Here is a 16,836-nt window from a genome sequence, read left to right as displayed (position 1 = left end):
CCTTATAGTTACCTAGGTAACTATTTTTAAAAAACGGAGTGTTTGCCCATGCATAGCCACGATTTATTCCATAGCCTTCATCAGCTCTCACGCCATCTTACAAATAAACTTAATGAAGTCTTAAAACCTATGGGAATATACGGATCGCAATGGGCCGTTATTTATGTCCTGAAAAAGAAAGACTCATTAACTCAAAAGGAACTTTGTGACTATTTATTTGTTGAAGCCCCTCCGATGACCAGGACTATTCAACGTCTTGTTAAACAAGGATATGTCCGTCAAGTCCCGGGTCAGGACAAACGGGAGAAGCACATTCAATTGACCGATGAAGCATTAAAACAATATCCAAACTGGGAACAAGCAGTAACAGAGCTAAATCAGACTCTTTTAAGCCAGCTACCAAAAACATCACAAGAAGAGCTATTTAACCTACAGAATTATTGGCTGAACCAGCTTTTATAAAGGAGTAATCTTATGAACAAACCTAAACTATGGACAAAGGACTTTATTAGTGTTTCATTGAGTAACTTTTTTCTTTTTATGACTTTTTATATTTTACTAGTCACTCTCCCATCCTATGTGTTGCAAGAATTACATGGTAATGCATCTGAAGCAGGGTTAATGACAACGTTGTTTTTACTTTCTGCGATAATATCTCGTCCTATTGCAGGGCAATGGCTTGAACGAGTTGGGAATAAGAGGGTGCTGTTAACAGCCTTAGTGATATTTGCAGGTGCTTCGCTTTTATACTTTTTTCCTAAAACCGTAATCGGCTTTTTGCTGATTCGTCTTTTACACGGGGTTGGCTTTGGAATGGCAACGACAGCTGTAGGTACGATCGTAGCGGATATGATCCCAACTTCACGAAGAGGAGAGGGTATGGGGTACTTCGCTATGTCCACCAATATAGCAATGGTATTAGGACCTTTTGTTGGATTGATGGCAGTCCAGCAGTGGGGCGCAAAAATATTGTTTACCTTAAGTGTAATCGTTGCATTTTGTTCTTTATTAACCGGTTTAAGTGTGAAGCTTACAAGTAATGGACAACATCATGAAGTGGCTCATTCCAATTTTTCAATCTGGAATCTGATTGAGCCAACTGCTGTTCCGATTGCAGTTGTTGGCAGTTTCTTAGCCATTGTCTATTCAGCCTTGCTCTCCTTCGTATCCATTTATGCAGATGAAATTCACTTAGCAAGTGTTTCGAGCCTATTCTTTGTGGTCTATGCCATCGTGTTGTTAATTTCAAGACCCTTTACAGGAAAATGGCTCGATCTATATGGTCCAAACGTGATCACATTTCCTGGTATATTTCTGTTCGCGATTGGAATGTTTATTTTAAGTAAAAGCGGTGCAGCCTTCACATTCCTCCTATCTGCCGGTATGATTGGCTTAGGCTGGGGAACCCTTTTTCCTACCTTTCAAACGATTGCCATTCAAGATGCTGAACCGAGAAAAAGAGGGTTAGCTACCGCAACCTTTTTGTCTATCTACGATATGGGTATTGCATTAGGATCTTTTATAGTGGGCGCAATTGTATCGAAAATGGATTATAGCACTCTTTATTTCTATTGCTCACTCTATATTTTAATTGGGGTAGTTCTCTATTACTTCCTTCATACAAGAAAATCGAAAATTAAAAGCCAGGAGATAATTAAAGAACAAGAGATATAAAAGATGCACTGTCCATCGCTCTACAAATGTTATATAATGGTTTGAACCAAATTATAGGAGTGATGGATATGGCTAAATCAAAAGCCAAAAAATTGAGAGAAAAGCTTTCACGCGAAGGAAAAATAAATCCGGAGTTAAAGCGAAGCCCGTTTGTTTTCGCAGACATGAGAACAAGAACAACAAAGACGAAAAAAGATCATTTATATCAGTTTAAACACAAGAACCATCAATCCCAAAACGGAAATGATGGTTCTTTTTTTCGTAATTTAAAAATTTGGCTTATGAGTAAGCTCGATATTTACCACTACCGAAGCTTGCTCACTGTCCTCCTCGAGCACGACAATCGACCAGTTATTCGAAATAACCTCACGAAGTGATTGAAGATTGTCGCTAGAGAACTTAACCTTGTCGAGATACTCGCCAGTATCGACGAAATCGACGCCTTCTTTCATTTCAAACATAATCGCTAATAATGATTTAAGCGCCCCTTTTGTCAAAAAACTAATTTTATAACCTTCCTTAAGGGCTTTGTGGAATTTATCTTTATGCAAGTGATAATAGTCGACCAGCGTTTTCCAAGAAGGGATTCCCTCGCCAATGCTCTCGAGCAATTCTTCATTTCCCTCACTGAGGAGTGCAACGATGGTTGGACTGCTGAATCCTTTTGCTTTCATCATTTCCAGCATTAAGGCATAATTTAACGCTAACTTGATCTTTTCCATCATAATCCACCCGATTTTCTACTTTTTTTGTAGTATTAGTAATTTTAGAAGTAACTCATACAAAAAACTAGTTTAATTTTCGAAAAAGCATCTTTTTCTTGCAATCTTTTTTGTTTCATTTGCGAAACCAAAAATGCATGTTTTAGTTGCGAACCTCTTTAATATAAATGACAGGCAACGAGGTGCTCACTATCTACTTCCTTCAATTGCGGATTCGCTTCTGCACAGATTGGTTTGGCAAACGGGCAGCGGGAGCGGAAGCGGCAGCCTGTTTCCATCTCGATCGGGCTCGGAAGCTCTCCGGTTATGATTGCGCGTTTACTGTTCTGTGCCTTGATAGGGTCTGGGATCGGTATCGCAGACAATAGTGCCTGAGTATAGGGATGAAGCGGCTTAGAATAAAGTTCGTCGCTCTTCGATATCTCGACCATTTTGCCAAGATACATCACACCAATTCGATTTGAAATATGGCGGACCATTGATAAGTCATGGGCGACAAATAAATAAGTAAGCTTCATTTCAGCCTGTAAATCTTCTAACATATTAATAACTTGGGCTTGAATCGAAACGTCGAGGGCTGAAATTGCTTCGTCGCACAGAATGAAATCAGGATTGATGGATAACGCACGGGCTATTCCAATTCTTTGCCGCTGACCACCGCTAAACTCATGTGGGAATTTCTCCATATCTTCTTTCTTCAAGCCTACTTTTTCAAGAATATCCATGGCTACTTCTTTGCGCTCTACTTTAGAAAGAGAAGTGTGAATCTCGAGCGGCTCATCAATAATTTCTTCCACATTCATGTACGGATTAAGTGATGAATAAGGATCCTGAAATATCATTTGCATTCTTTTTCGGTAGGGTTGAAGTTCCTTATTATTAAGCTTGGCAATGTCCTTACCATCAAAAAAGATTTCTCCTGACGTCGGATCATACAAACGATTCAATGTCCTTCCTAACGTGGATTTGCCGCACCCTGATTCTCCCACAAGGCCGAACGTTTCCCCTTTATAAATGTGGAACGAAACATCATCGACCGCCTTCACAACCTGTTTGCTCTTGTTAAACAAAGAGGTTTTGATAGGAAAATATTTTTTAAGATTGTTTACTTCTACGAGTTTCTCAGTCATTTAGTTTTCCCCCTCACCAGCTAAAAAGCACATGCATTTCTGCGTAGACGAGAAGCTCTTATATTCAGGCATTTCCGTAAAGCATTTTTCCACCGCCAGCTCACAACGTTCAGCAAAAGGGCATCCGTTTACCGTATTTTGCAGCGATGGCGCGGCACCTCTAATCGGCTTTAATCTCGTTTTCTCCCCATCAACCCTTGGGATCGAATTTAGCAGTGCTTTTGTATAAGGATGTTTCGGAGAATAAAAGATTTCATGGGCCAAACCCTCTTCCATTACCTTTCCGGCATACATGACTAAGATTCGGCTGCATATCGTGGCCACGACGCCAAGGTCATGGGTAATGAATACCACGGACATATCCTTCTCTTGCTGCAGTTTCTTTATTAACTCCAGAATTTGCGCCTGGATCGTCACATCGAGGGCGGTTGTCGGTTCATCTGCTATCAATAGCTTCGGATTGCACGAAAGAGCCATCGCAATTAATACCCTTTGCCTCATTCCACCGCTAAATTCATGAGGATATTGGTCTACTCTCGTTTCTGGAGAAGGAATCCCTACCATTCTCAGCAATTCAATAGATTCTTGTTTGGCATCCTTCTTGTTTAAGCCTCTAATCCTTGTTAACAGTTCAACAAGATGATCTCCAACTTTTTTTAACGGGTTAAGAGCGGTCATCGGATCCTGAAAAATCATCGCGATTTCTCGGCCTCTTATCGCTCGTTTTTCTTTTTTCGAGAGGCCCTCAATATGCTTTCCATCCAAAATAATCTCACCGGTATCGATTTTTGCGTTAGGTGGAATAATTCCAAGAATAGATTTCACCATGACACTTTTACCACTGCCTGATTCCCCGACGATCCCTAAAATTTCACCCTTTTCAACAGTAAAATCAATCCCACGAATGACTTCTGTTTTGGATTTTCCATTATAAAAGCTTGTCCGAAGGTTTTTCACGTCTAGTAAACGATTTTCGTTGTTACCCATTTCATGATTACCTACTTTCTATTTTCCGCTTGTCTTCGGTTCAATTACTGTCCGAAGTAGATCACCAATTTTATTAAATGAATAAACCGTTAAGACGATTAGAAGCCCGGGTAAAATAGCCATATATGGGGCATTTGCCAGGTTTCCTTGAGCATTTTGAAGCATGCTTCCCCATGATGATAACGGTTGTTGAATACCTAGACCGAGAAAGCTCAAGGCTGATTCCATTAAAATTGCATTGGCAATACTTACCGTTGATGCCACGATAAAGGTGGGAAATACTGCAGGAATAATATGTTTCAAGATGACTTTTGTCAAAGACTGACCTGAGGATTTTGCATATAAAACATACTCTCGCTCTTTGATGGATAGGGTTTCGGCACGGACCAGCCTAGCCGTGCTCATCCATGTAAAAAGACCAATGACAAGAATAATCGCCTTTAAACCAGGCGTAAGATAAATGCTCACAACAGTAACAAGAATCATCCATGGTATAGAAGAAATAACATCCACTGTCCTCATTAAAATGTTATCAATCCGGCCGCCAAAATAGCCACTGACCGTTCCTACCAATACTCCAATACTTGTTGAGATAAGCATCGCTAAAATGCCGACAGTAAGGGATACCCTGCCGCCATACAATGCCCTTGTCAAGTAATCCCTGCCCAGCTCGTCTGTGCCAAACCAATGCTTTAAGCTTGGACCTTGCAAAACATTCGTTACATCAACCTTATCAGGAGGATAAGGTGATAAAAAGGCGAAAATCGAAACGAGTATAATAAGAATAAGGAAACCGAGGGCGAAGGCAGCCGTTTTATTTCGTTTCAGTTCTTTTTTAAACTGCGCAACACGTCTATTATGTTTGCCGGCCATTACCTATTCCCCCATTCCTTTAATTCTCGGGTCAACGATGCAATATAATATATCAGATACCAAATTACCGATGATCACAAGACTTGATGAAAGCAGCATGATGGCCATGACTACAGGGTAGTCAAATCCTTGAATCGCTTTGACAAAATACGTACCGATTCCCGGCCAGCCAAAAACTGTTTCGGTTACTACAGCCCCGGTTACTAACATCGGAAGACTCATCCCTACAATTGTAATAATTGGAAGAAGAACATTTCTTAGGACATGTTTAAATAATATCCAAGAAGATCCTGCCCCGTAAGCTTGCTGGACCATGACGTAATCCTCAGAAAGCTGCCCGATGGTGGAAGAGCGGACATAACGAACAAGCTCTGGCATAAAAGAAAGCGTTAATACGGTACACGGTAGAACCATATGACTTAAAAGATCGGAGAACGAGCTTTCATTTCCCACGGTATGCATCCCAAGGATGGGGAAAAGATTGAGACGATGACCAAAAATATACACGAGAATCATCGCCATCCAAAAACTTGGAATCGCTATCCCAAAGGAACTGAAGCCGTCTATGATTTTATCCGCGACTTTCCCTTTTTTCGCACCAGCAAACAAACCTAGAATAATAGATAGAAATAATGCAAGAATATAAGATGGCAGGACAAGTAAAATGGTATTCGGAATTCTGACCGAAAGATCCTTGGCAATACTTTCATGCGTTACAATCGAGTAGCCCCATTCACCGTTCAAAATCCCCTTGACCCAATAAAAATATTGCTCATATGCCGGTTTGTCTAAACCATATTTTGCTTTGATTAGCGCGACTGTTTGCTTTGACATGTTTGGTGTGGTCATTGCATCGACCGCATCATATGGCGCCAATTTTATCAGGCTAAAGCAAATAATCGAAATAATAATTAACAAAGGAATTGCCTGTAATATCCTTTTTACAATATATTTTAACAATTATGACCTCACTCCTTCCCAAAAAGAACACTTTATCATTCTATAACTTTTTGTTCTAAAAAATAAAGATAAACAGCGCACTGTTTATCTTTATCTACCTTTAATAGGATAGCTTCGACATATCCTCAAACGTATAAACTGGTACTAAGCCTGCTTGGTCAATTCCTTTGACTTTAGAATCGATTGCAAGAATCCGCTTGTTTTCTGTGATCGGATAGAATGCAGCATCGTCGGCAATCGTTTTTTGAATGTCTTCATAAATCGCTTTCCGTTTTGCGTCATCTTTCTCTACGCGACCTTGATTGAATAATGCATCCACTTTTGGATTGCTATAATGCATGTAGTTGGCTTCTCCATTGGTGACAAATAAGGAGTTAAAGGTATCTGGGTCAATTCCCATAATGTATCCGTTAAGATACATATCAAAGTCTGTTTGCACACTTTGAAGCTTCTTGCTTAAAGCGGTAGCATCCATACCAACAAGCTGAACGTCAACACCAACAGCTTTCAAGTTTTGCTGAATGACAGCAGCCTGCTTTTGCTGGATTGGGTTATTAGCTGTATAGGCAAGTTTCAGTTTTAAATTCGAAGTACCCGCTTTTGCCAATAAGCTTTTTGCTTTTTTCGTATCAAATTTATATTTTTCTACATTGTCGGTGTAATAAGTTGCTTTTGTTGGCAAGAAGGAATAAGCAGGTTTTGCATAATCGCTTGATAAATAACTTGCCGTAATCATATCATCACGATTCATTGCATAAGCTAGAGCCTGTCTTACCTCTTTAGATTGGACCGCCTTTGAGCTTAAGTTGTAAGCCAAGTAACCAATACGTCCTTCATCATAAGGTTTAAGCGTTACATTGGAATCCCCTTTAAACTTGCTTGCGTCTGATGGCTGTACGGCAAGGGCGTTAATTTCCCCTTTTTGAAGTGCCATCACTGCTGTATTTGGATCCTGTATGATCCGGAAAACTACTTTTGGAATCTTTGGTGCCCCTAGGAAATAGTTATCGTTCTTTACAAACGTAACACTTTCACCTGCTTTATATTCTTTCAAGATATATGGACCGGTACCAACTGGTGTAGCATTTTTCGGGCTGTTAGCAATATTGGTCTCATTTTGGTAAATATGCTTAGGCATAATGAAAATGTTACCTAAAGCTTCCATCGCACCCATACTAACGGTTGGAAGCGTGAATTTTACTGTATAGTCATCGACTTTTTCTACTTTAACTGGTTGATTGTTGAAAATAAGCTGGCTTCTAGCCCAGCCGCCATTTTCTTCTTTTAACATTTGATCATATGTAAATACAACATCATCAGCAGTAAAAGGCTGCCCATCAGACCATTTTACGCCTTTTCTTAATTTTGCTGTGTAAGTTAAAAAGTCAGATGATGGGGTCATACTTTCTGCTAAGAAGTACTTCACATCATTTTTACCATTATACATATATAATGGTGAATAAATAGCTTTGATCTCCATTAATCCATAACGGTCACCAGTGGTGATTGCATTCACTGCGTTTCCTGGATCTCCGTCAATACCATAAATAAAGGTATCCGGTTTGCTTGTATTTTTCGTGCTAGCTGTATCAGTAGTTTTTGAAGAACAGCCTGAAAGCACTAAAAGCATACTTAATAAAATGGCTGCGACAATATTAATATTTTTCCGAACCACTTTGTCTTTCCCCCCAATGTAATTTTTTTATAACAAAAGAATAATTCCTACTATTCTTATATGTTTTACATTTTACCTGAAAGGACATCAATAGTAAACGAAAAATAACCGACTTTATTTGACAGAATGGAGTCTTTTTCTATTAGAACCATTTACTTTACTTCTAAAATTCCTAGAGTGATAATAAATATATAAAATTAAAAGGAGGCAGTAAATATGTATGATGTTTTAGTAATTGGCGCAGGACCTACAGGAGCAAGTGCAGCCCTTTTCACTGCTAAGGCTGGTAAAAAAACAGTGGTTATTGATCATGACAAAAGTGTAACGAAACGGGCATGGATTGAAAATCATTATGGAGTAAAAGAAATTACTGGTACTGACCTCGTTGAGACCGGTAAAGAGCAGGCACGGAAATTTGGGGCCGAAATTATCCAGGACACCGCAACTAACATTAGTCAGATTGATGGCGGTTTTAAAGTTGAAACAGAACAAAGTCAATATGAAGCAAAGCACATCATTGTTGCAACCGGAATGCTGGCAGACCTTGCTGAAAAAGCTGGTTTAACCACAAAACCGGGTACAGAACCAAGAATCAAAACAATTATTGATGTCGATGCTACCGGAAAAACAAATATTGAAGGAATTTGGGCGGCCGGAACTATTGCTGGGGTAAGTATGCATACGATTATCACTGCCGGTGACGGTGCTAAGGTTGCGATTAATGTTATTAGTGAATTAAACGGCACACGCTATGTTGACCATGATATTTTAAAATCTAAATAGGGGAAACCCATAAATAATTTTGAAGGGAGATTCTAAAAGAGTCTCTCTTTTTCTGTATTAATTAGTGTAGACTCAATTCTTTCCATAATATAAAATTACTATATCCTGTGGCAAAAATATGAAAGGAGTCTTTTATGATCAAAAAAGACACGAATCTTAAGCCCGTAGTCGCCGGTCTCTTGCTGGGAATATTAATGGCAGCGATGGATAACACGATCGTTGCAACAGCAATGCCGACGATTGTTTCCGATCTTGGCGGGTTTGATAAATTTATTTGGGTAACTTCCGCTTACATGGTAGCCGTTATGGCAGGCATGCCGATTTTCGGGAAGCTATCCGATATGTACGGCCGGAAACGCTTTTTTATGTTTGGTTCAATTCTGTTCCTCGTTGGATCTGCCCTTTGCGGATTAGCGCAAAGTATCGTTCAGTTAAGTATTTTCCGGGCTATACAAGGGATTGGCGGGGGGGCTTTGATGCCAATTGCATTTACTATCGTTTTCGATATTTTCCCTCCAGAAAATCGAGGTAAAATGACCGGACTGCTAGGAGCAGTATTCGGTTCTGCAAGTATCTTAGGACCATTGTTAGGCGCTTATATTACCGACTATATTAGCTGGCATTGGATTTTTTATGTCAATGTTCCAATTGGAATCGTTTCGATCTTTTTAATTATGCGTTATTACCATGAATCCCTTCAGCATTCAAAGCAAAGAATTGATTGGTGGGGAGCGATTACCCTTGTCATTTCTGTAGTCAGTCTCATGTTTGCATTGGAGTTAGGCGGCAAACAATATGCTTGGAAATCTGCTCAAATCATCAGCCTATTCGTGAGCTTTTTCGTCTTTTTTGTGGCCTTTTTCATTGCCGAATTAAAAGCGGAAGAGCCGATTTTACCACTATGGTTGTTTAAAAGACGTTTGTTTGCAGCCTCGCAAATTTTGGCGTTCTTATATGGTGGTACCTTCATTATTTTAACTGTCTTCATTCCGATTTTCGTTCAAGCTGTATACGGAGGTTCTGCAAAAAATTCCGGGTTAATTTTAACACCAATGATGCTGGGGTCTGTTGCCGGAAGCTCGATTGCCGGTATCTTTATGGCAAAAACGTCTTACCGCAACATCATGTTTGTTTCATTTATTTCTTATGTAGCTGGCATGTACTTACTTAGCAGCATGACTGTTGATACTGCCCACTGGTTGCTTACTATTTATATGATTCTTGTTGGGTTTGGAGTTGGCTTCTCCTTCTCCTTACTACCTACTGCATCCATACACAATCTGGAACCGCAATACCGCGGGACAGCAAACTCAACGAACTCGTTCCTGCGCTCTTTTGGGATGACGCTTGGTGTAACGATCTTTGGTACCATTCAAGGAAATCTGTTTGCTGATAAATTAAAAGAGGCATTTAAAGGCATGCAAGGTGGCGGCAATTTTAAAATGGGAGACCCTAGGGAAATCTTCCAAGCTGATCAGCGTTCGAAAATCCCTAGTTTTATCTTGGATAAAATTGTTCATGCGATGTCAGATTCCATTACTCATACCTTTATGCTAGCCTTAATTCCTATTGCGCTTATTGCGATTACGATCTTTTTCATGGGTAAGGCCCGCGTAGTAACTGCGAATAAGACTGGAGCAAAAAGCTAAAAACAAAGCACTGGGGTTTTCCTCAGTGCTTTGTTTTTTATATGGGGAATTTCTCGCATTTTGTTTTTTACAAATCAACTAGAAAAAGTGTAATTTTCGCTACTTTTTACACCTCAACGTCATTCCCATCTTCAACTATATGGAACAATAGATGGGCCAGATGATGGATTGGGCCGTATTCTTCGTCTTCTTCTTCTGTTTCATCACTAAATTCAAGGTCATTTAAGTATAGAGCCATAAATTCATAAAAATCCTCAAGTTTGAAAGAATAGCACCCTGATGGCTCTTCACTTTCTTCTTCATATTGAAGCACCAAATAAGAAACGACGCCGTCAGCATCCTCCGCGTCGAAAAATACAAAGAATCCGATATTGGTATCGAGTTCGAAGAGATGCCTTGTTCCTCCAGCTGCGGCTTTATCAAAATCTTCCTGATTAAGCTTTTGAATTTGCATACTGTCAACATTATCTTCCTGATGAAAACTAACAATAAATGATTTCATTTTTTCCTCCTTAGACCGTATTTACAAATAATAGTATGCCCATTTTTATCCACAAACAATTACTTCCTTTTTAAGTCTAAGGAACAATAAATCTCCGCAGTGTTTGTTCCTCTACAATAAAAAACTCGCCAATTGGCGAGTCACAAAAATATCCTATGGTATCAGGCACCCTATTTCAAAGCTACCCAGACACTTTTCACTTCTGTGTAGTTGTTTAGTGCATATGAGCCCATTTCGCGTCCAATTCCGGATTGTTTAAAGCCGCCGAATGGGGATGCGGCATCAAAGGCATTGTAGCAGTTCACCCAAACAGTACCGGCACGAAGGCGGTTAGCAATATAATGAGCTTTTGTAACATCCTTCGTCCATACACCCGCAGCCAAACCATATTGACTGCTATTTGCACGGTCAATTAAATCATCTAAATCCTCGTATGGAAGGGCTGAAATAACAGGACCAAAGATTTCCTCTTTGGCGATAGTCATTTCATCACGAACATCTGCAAAAATAGTTGGTGACACGAAATAACCTTGTTCATATGGCTTATCGCCACCCACTAACAATTCTGCTCCTTCATTCAAGCCCTTTTCAATATATCCTAGAACACGGTTTTGCTGCTCCTCGGAAACAAGCGGTCCGATTTGAGTGTCAGCATGTAGACCTGCCCCTTGTTTAATTTGTTTCGCATGGCTGACCATGTCGGCAACAACATGATCAAATTGTTTTTTCTGAATAAAGACTCTTGAACCGGCACAGCATACTTGGCCTTGATTAAACATAACTCCATTTAATGCCCCAGGAATGGCTTGAGTTAGGTCTGCATCAGGGAGAATAATATTAGGTGACTTTCCTCCAAGCTCAAGTGTTATCCGTTTAACCGTTTTAGCTGCCCTTTCCATAATTGCCTTACCAACTTCTGTGGAGCCAGTGAAGGCAATTTTATCAACAAGCGGGTGATCAACCAAAGGCTGACCGGCTGTTTCGCCAAAGCCTGGAACAATATTGACAACCCCAGGAGGGAAACCGGCTTCTTGAATTAATTCTGCTAAGTAAAGAGCAGAAAGCGGAGTTTGTTCTGCTGGCTTTAGCACAACCGTACAACCGGTTGCTAAGGCTGCACCTAGCTTCCACATTGCCATTAATAATGGGAAGTTCCAAGGAATAATCTGGCCGACAACTCCCACTGCTTCATGACGGGTATAGTTTAAGAATGGTCCATTTACTGGAATCGTCTGACCGACGATTTTCGTCGCCCAGCCTGCATAGTAACGCATATGCTCAATAGAAACAGGAATATCCGCTGCAGTCGTTTCACGGATTGGTTTTCCGTTATCGAGTGTTTCTAATTGGGCAAGCTCTTCCTTATTTTGCTCCATTAAATCCGCTAATTTGTACATGAGGCGGCTGCGTTCTGCAGTGCCCATTTTCGACCATGGACCTTCATCAAATGCTTTTCTTGCTGCTTTTACAGCGCGGTCAATATCCTCCGGACCTGCTTCGTAAACAGCTGCAAGCACTTCCCCAGTTGCTGGATTATACGTATCAAACGTTTTTTGAGAGAGACTTTCAACAAATTGACCATCAATGTACAGTTTCTTTTTCCCCAGTAAAAATTTTTCTACCTTTTCTTTTAAATTGACTGCTACTTGACTCAAATGTTCTTCCTCCCTTTGACTTCATATGTACATCCAAAAGAATGCAGGGAATCGAAATGATAGCGTTTTCAATCCCGAATTAATAGTACCATTATCAAAAACTAGCAATCAACTAATAAATATTTAAAAATTCAAAATATTTACGACAGCATTTTTAGACATCATGCAAATTGTGTCACCCTTAAAAAGCAAATAAACCAGCCTAATGGAAGGCTGGTTTTGTTAGAAAAATTTTCTTTTCCAAAAAACAATGGTCGTTAATGCTGATAATAATACAGAAATAAGCAATGTAATTAAAAAGGCATGCGGCGAATGCTGGAAAGGTATATCTACATTCATTCCATAAAAGCTGAAAACCATCGTTGGAAAAGAAAGAATGATGGTAACTAAAGTTAAATATTTCATAACTATATTTAAATTGTTAGAGATAACGGAAGCAAAAGCATCCATCATTCCACTTAAAATCGAGCTGTATGTATCAGCCATTTCAATTGCCTGCGTTATTTCAATCATGACATCGTCTAATAAATCTTTATCTTCTTCATACATTTTCAAATAATTAAAGCGGAAAATCTTATCCAAAACGACTTTATCCGACTTTAACGAAGTCATAAAATACACAAGGCTTTTTTCAAGAGCCAAAAACGCATATAACTCTTTGTTTTTCATCGATTGGTGGAGTTCACGTTCAATTTCATTTGTTTTCTTATTGATTTGTTTTAAGTAGCGAAGATAATAGGAAGTAATGACTAATAGAATCTGTAGAGCAAATCTCGTCTTTTTAAAGGTAAAAAACTCTTTCACTTTACCATTTATAAAATCTGTCAAAATTGGCGAATCTTTCAATGAAACCGTAATGATACAATCGTCTGTCAGTATGATACCGATTGGGATTGTTTCATAAATGGGAAATCCCGAATCATCGTGAGTAAAATATGGAAAGTCAACGATAATATAAACATTGCCTTCTTCTCTTTCAATCCTTGGTCGCTCTTCATCATCCAGAGCATCCCTGATAAAATCAATCGATATTTGGGCATGGTCAACAACTTTGTTAATTTCCTCTTCTGTTGGGGAATGCATATTCACCCAGCAGCCTTTTGAAACGGTATCTACTTTATTTAATATTCCCGTCTCGGCGCTTTTATAAATTTCGATCATGTAAAAACCTCCTCAACTAAATTCGAGGAAGCCATTCTCCTTCTCCAAAGCTGATATTCTTGATGAAATCAATGCAATCAATTCAAAGGTAATATTGACTTCCCCGCGACTACTTGGGTCCGGGTCAACGGAATGACTCAAAAATATCAACTCCTTCATTCATACATATCAATCCTATCATAAACCGAATCGTAAAAAATCACAAATGAGATTTTTATTCAATTACGTTCTATCTGAATAATATGGATTTAGATGTATTAATACTTCTTTGATGTTATCATTCTTCTCCATTAACTTTAGTTTAATGGATTTAGTGAGGTCATGACCTTCTTTAATCGTCTTCTTATGGTCGATTGAAATTCGGATATCAACTAAAACATAATGCCCATGCTCCCTTGCCCTGATGCGGTCGATACGTTTTACCTCAGAAAATTCGGAAATAATCGCCATATAGTCTTGAAGAACCTCTGCGTTCACATTGCGTTCAATCAAGATATCAAAGGCTTCCGTCAACATTTCCTTTGCTATTTTAAAAATTAAATAGGCGACAAAAATACTGGCAATCTTGTCACCATAAAGTAAAAGGTGAAGATTCAACCGTTCACCAACAATGGAAATTAGCACCCCAATGGAGGCAGCAACTGAGGCGACAATATCTGCTTTATGATCATACGCAATGGCCTCAATGGCCTTGCTGCTATTTTGTTTGGCTACTTTTAACGATGTTTTATACAACAAAACCTTCAGAATATAGGAAAAAATAGCTACCCAAAAAGCTAGAAGGCTTGGTGTTTCAATTTCATGAAAAAATCCGCTAATTCCTTCGAAAACAAGAAATATGGAAACTAGAAAAAGTAAAATTCCAATAATTTCCGAAACGAGCACCTCTGCCTTACCATGCCCATATGGATGCTCATTATCTGCTGGTTTGTTCGATATTTTAATGACGAAAACAACAATGGCCGATGCAAAAACATCGGCAGCCGAATGGATTCCGTCGGCAAATACGGCATCACTGTTTCCTATCAATCCAATTAATATTTTACCCACTGTAAGAATCATATTACTAATAACGCTAATCCAGGCTATTTTTTTCGCTAATGATTCTCTTTGATCCATCTATGACCACCTCAAATTTCTTCTTACATAATACCTAACATTTTCTAGATGGGTCTAGAGAAAAAAAATTGCCTTACTTCAACTTAACTAAATTGCTCTCCTAGCCCTTCTTTTTCCTGCCTAACCATTTCTACTTCCTCTTCTACAGAAATTCTCGTTATTTGCTCGTGTAGATAGTGAAAGGCTTGGTCCAATTCTTCCCTTGGTGGTATCTGACTTTTTTTGTTCAAAACCAATCAACTCCTGTTACTTTGTGATAATTTTTTTAAAAAAAGATGAAAATACCAATGAACAAATTAAAAAGGAGTGTTTCTAATGGGTAAAAAGAATCAAAACGAAAGCATGGAAGCAGCTGGGCGCAGTTTTTATACAGGCGACTATAAAAAGTCTGATCCAGTATCATCCGGATTTGCCACCACCCATGAGCAAGTAAGTGATACTTATGCAGAAGGAACCATTGATGCCGCTTTAGAAGGCGCTCAAGAATAAAATTACAGAAAAGAGGATGTCCCTAAAGGGTCTGGCCTTTCGTTCAACACTCCATATATATTCAGTTATAAATTGGATGTTGAGGGCTCTGACACTTTGTTTCAGGCATCCTCTTTCCTTTTTGGCTGTGTTAAACTTGCCTGTTGATTTGCGCTCCAATCAACATAGTTTCAAAAATCAACAATGATCTTTAACACAGCCTTCTTTTTTAAACTACTCTTCGACGTAAGGGTCATGTTCGAATGCTGGCAAGTCACCGAATGATGTCATAATCCCTTCTTCGTCGAGTTCATCTTCGTAATGCTCGTGCTGCGGATTCGGATAAACGGTGATATTGTTCCCGTACATGTCATTGCCGACAAAATTCTCGAAATCCTCCACGTAGCCGATATTTTCATCAGCTTCAATATAAATATCATGATAGTCATCCTGCGAAAGCACGAGATCCGATGGTGTCTCGCTCGTCCCCCACTGAGCAACCTCCTGCCAGGAATCCTCCGCATCAAATACTACATTCTCATCCTTTTCATCCATATCGAATTTACCCCATGGCGGCATTAATACTCCCTCCTCCACTGGACGGTCGTGGGAAACGACCTGATCCGGACTATGCTCAATACAAAAGGTTGTATTTGGTAAAGCTTTGAGCCGTTCAATTGGAATATCTTTTCCGCAAACTTCACATTTACCATAATTGCCATTCTCTATCGCTTCTAAAGCCCTATTAATATTTTTAAGCTGCAATTCGTAATGCTCATTTAAGGCAATATCCTTTTCACGCTCGAAAAGGTCAGTTCCTTCGTCAGCAGGATGATTATCATAACTCGATAATTCCCCCATCGACTCATGGTAAAATCCCCGCTCTAACCCCAAGTAATCATTTTGTTCAAAATGCTGTTCCACTTCTTTCTTTTCCTGTAATAATTGCAACCTTAATTCGGTTAGCAACTCATTTGATAGCATTCACAACAACCCCTTTTCAAGGCTTTGGTTGAAATTCCAAAAAAGTATCATCCTTTATATTTTCAATGATTTAGCGATTGATTATGTATGAATTTTTAATTCCAGCAAAATCCGCCATTCCTTCTGAATAAGTTTTTTTCCTCCGTGTATCTTAACAAATATAAGCAAACAGAAAAAAGGGGGAAGAAACATGGTAAATGAAGACTTTAATCAATTTAAAAAGGTTCAACAGAAGCATCTTCCTGACTACTTAGGAAGTGGCAGAGAACAAAAGACCGGGCTTGGTGATTCAGATTATAACAACCAGGATGATACCGATAAAGCCCCTGGTGCAACGGGAACAAAATGAACCGAAAAGCAGAAGCGCCTTGGTCAGCCTGCCTGCATCGCTGAATAATCTTCCTTGCAGGCATGCGACGAGCTGAACATTAACTTCCTCGAATAAGCTGTGGCGTAGGAGCAGCGAAAAGGGGCTAGGCGCTGGAGCCGGACAA

General features: G+C 39.4%; 19 protein-coding genes. 6 read left to right on the top strand and 13 right to left on the bottom strand.

The window, feature by feature from the left end; translation table 11 throughout:
• Positions 1 to 48 precede the first annotated feature (48 nt).
• Positions 49 to 462, top strand: a complete 414-nt coding sequence (locus tag BN1082_RS07685; RefSeq protein ID WP_090632905.1) for a MarR family winged helix-turn-helix transcriptional regulator — start codon at positions 49 to 51, stop codon at positions 460 to 462.
• Positions 463 to 474: 12 nt separating this feature from the next.
• Positions 475 to 1,674: an MFS transporter gene (locus BN1082_RS07680; RefSeq protein ID WP_090632903.1), complete on the top strand. Its 1,200-nt coding sequence runs from the start codon at positions 475 to 477 to the stop codon at positions 1,672 to 1,674.
• A gap of 266 nt (positions 1,675 to 1,940) precedes the next feature.
• Here BN1082_RS07680 and BN1082_RS26955 read toward each other — a convergent pair whose 3' ends face one another.
• From BN1082_RS26955 to BN1082_RS07650, 6 genes are all read right to left on the bottom strand, one after another.
• Entirely contained in the window at positions 1,941 to 2,396 is a 456-nt protein-coding gene (locus BN1082_RS26955; protein ID WP_176699686.1) for a hypothetical protein, read from the bottom strand.
• A 158-nt stretch (positions 2,397 to 2,554) separates the two neighbouring features.
• A complete protein-coding gene (locus BN1082_RS07670) occupies positions 2,555 to 3,526 on the bottom strand; it encodes an ABC transporter ATP-binding protein (protein ID WP_090632902.1) in 972 nt (323 codons plus the stop codon).
• Positions 3,527 to 4,513, bottom strand: a complete 987-nt coding sequence (locus BN1082_RS07665) for an ABC transporter ATP-binding protein (RefSeq protein ID WP_090632900.1) — start codon at positions 4,511 to 4,513, stop codon at positions 3,527 to 3,529.
• A gap of 18 nt (positions 4,514 to 4,531) precedes the next feature.
• Positions 4,532 to 5,386, bottom strand: coding sequence for an ABC transporter permease (locus tag BN1082_RS07660; protein ID WP_090632898.1), 855 nt, complete (start codon positions 5,384 to 5,386; stop codon positions 4,532 to 4,534).
• Between the two features lie 3 nt (positions 5,387 to 5,389).
• Positions 5,390 to 6,346 (bottom strand): ABC transporter permease, encoded by a 957-nt coding sequence (locus BN1082_RS07655; protein WP_090632897.1) that lies wholly within the window; start codon positions 6,344 to 6,346, stop codon positions 5,390 to 5,392.
• A 100-nt stretch (positions 6,347 to 6,446) separates the two neighbouring features.
• Positions 6,447 to 8,021: an ABC transporter substrate-binding protein gene (locus BN1082_RS07650; RefSeq protein ID WP_218055138.1), complete on the bottom strand. Its 1,575-nt coding sequence runs from the start codon at positions 8,019 to 8,021 to the stop codon at positions 6,447 to 6,449.
• Between the two features lie 216 nt (positions 8,022 to 8,237).
• On the opposite strand from BN1082_RS07650, the gene BN1082_RS07645 reads away from it, so the two are divergent.
• A complete protein-coding gene (locus BN1082_RS07645) occupies positions 8,238 to 8,804 on the top strand; it encodes an NAD(P)/FAD-dependent oxidoreductase (protein WP_090632895.1) in 567 nt (188 codons plus the stop codon).
• A 134-nt stretch (positions 8,805 to 8,938) separates the two neighbouring features.
• Positions 8,939 to 10,453: an MDR family MFS transporter gene (locus BN1082_RS07640; RefSeq protein WP_090632893.1), complete on the top strand. Its 1,515-nt coding sequence runs from the start codon at positions 8,939 to 8,941 to the stop codon at positions 10,451 to 10,453.
• A gap of 106 nt (positions 10,454 to 10,559) precedes the next feature.
• On the opposite strand, the gene BN1082_RS07635 is transcribed toward BN1082_RS07640, so the two are convergent.
• The 6 genes from BN1082_RS07635 to BN1082_RS27375 all read right to left on the bottom strand — a co-directional run bounded on the left by BN1082_RS07635 (position 10,560) and on the right by BN1082_RS27375 (position 15,120).
• The gene (locus BN1082_RS07635) at positions 10,560 to 10,955 is read right to left on the bottom strand and encodes a cytosolic protein (RefSeq protein WP_090632891.1); all 396 of its coding nucleotides are present in this window, start codon (positions 10,953 to 10,955) and stop codon (positions 10,560 to 10,562) included.
• Positions 10,956 to 11,125: 170 nt separating this feature from the next.
• Complete coding sequence (locus BN1082_RS07630) at positions 11,126 to 12,610, bottom strand: aldehyde dehydrogenase family protein (protein ID WP_090632889.1); 1,485 nt, start codon at positions 12,608 to 12,610, stop codon at positions 11,126 to 11,128.
• Between the two features lie 222 nt (positions 12,611 to 12,832).
• The gene (locus BN1082_RS07625; protein WP_090632888.1) at positions 12,833 to 13,771 is read right to left on the bottom strand and encodes a magnesium transporter CorA family protein; all 939 of its coding nucleotides are present in this window, start codon (positions 13,769 to 13,771) and stop codon (positions 12,833 to 12,835) included.
• 12 nt (positions 13,772 to 13,783) lie between these two features.
• Positions 13,784 to 13,912, bottom strand: a complete 129-nt coding sequence (locus BN1082_RS28505; protein ID WP_281176994.1) for a hypothetical protein — start codon at positions 13,910 to 13,912, stop codon at positions 13,784 to 13,786.
• 81 nt (positions 13,913 to 13,993) lie between these two features.
• On the bottom strand, positions 13,994 to 14,890 hold the full coding sequence (locus BN1082_RS07620) for a cation diffusion facilitator family transporter (RefSeq protein WP_090632886.1): 897 nt from the start codon (positions 14,888 to 14,890) through the stop codon (positions 13,994 to 13,996).
• A gap of 83 nt (positions 14,891 to 14,973) precedes the next feature.
• The gene (locus BN1082_RS27375; protein ID WP_176699685.1) at positions 14,974 to 15,120 is read right to left on the bottom strand and encodes a hypothetical protein; all 147 of its coding nucleotides are present in this window, start codon (positions 15,118 to 15,120) and stop codon (positions 14,974 to 14,976) included.
• An 85-nt stretch (positions 15,121 to 15,205) separates the two neighbouring features.
• Between BN1082_RS27375 and BN1082_RS07615 the strand changes: the two genes are divergently transcribed.
• The gene (locus BN1082_RS07615; protein WP_090632884.1) at positions 15,206 to 15,379 is read left to right on the top strand and encodes a YozQ family protein; all 174 of its coding nucleotides are present in this window, start codon (positions 15,206 to 15,208) and stop codon (positions 15,377 to 15,379) included.
• 213 nt (positions 15,380 to 15,592) lie between these two features.
• Here the strand turns inward: BN1082_RS07615 and BN1082_RS07610 are convergent, their stop codons facing one another.
• On the bottom strand, positions 15,593 to 16,342 hold the full coding sequence (locus tag BN1082_RS07610; protein ID WP_090632883.1) for a TraR/DksA C4-type zinc finger protein: 750 nt from the start codon (positions 16,340 to 16,342) through the stop codon (positions 15,593 to 15,595).
• A 190-nt stretch (positions 16,343 to 16,532) separates the two neighbouring features.
• Here BN1082_RS07610 and BN1082_RS27370 point away from each other — a divergent pair, with 190 nt between their 5' ends.
• The gene (locus tag BN1082_RS27370) at positions 16,533 to 16,691 is read left to right on the top strand and encodes a hypothetical protein (RefSeq protein WP_176699684.1); all 159 of its coding nucleotides are present in this window, start codon (positions 16,533 to 16,535) and stop codon (positions 16,689 to 16,691) included.
• Positions 16,692 to 16,836: the final 145 nt, after the last annotated feature.

Source organism: Neobacillus massiliamazoniensis, from assembly GCF_001048695.1.
GTDB classification, from domain to species: domain Bacteria; phylum Bacillota; class Bacilli; order Bacillales; family Cytobacillaceae; genus Neobacillus; species Neobacillus massiliamazoniensis.
The sequence above is the reverse complement of the archived record's forward strand: the minus strand, read 5'-3'. Positions and strand labels throughout refer to the sequence as shown.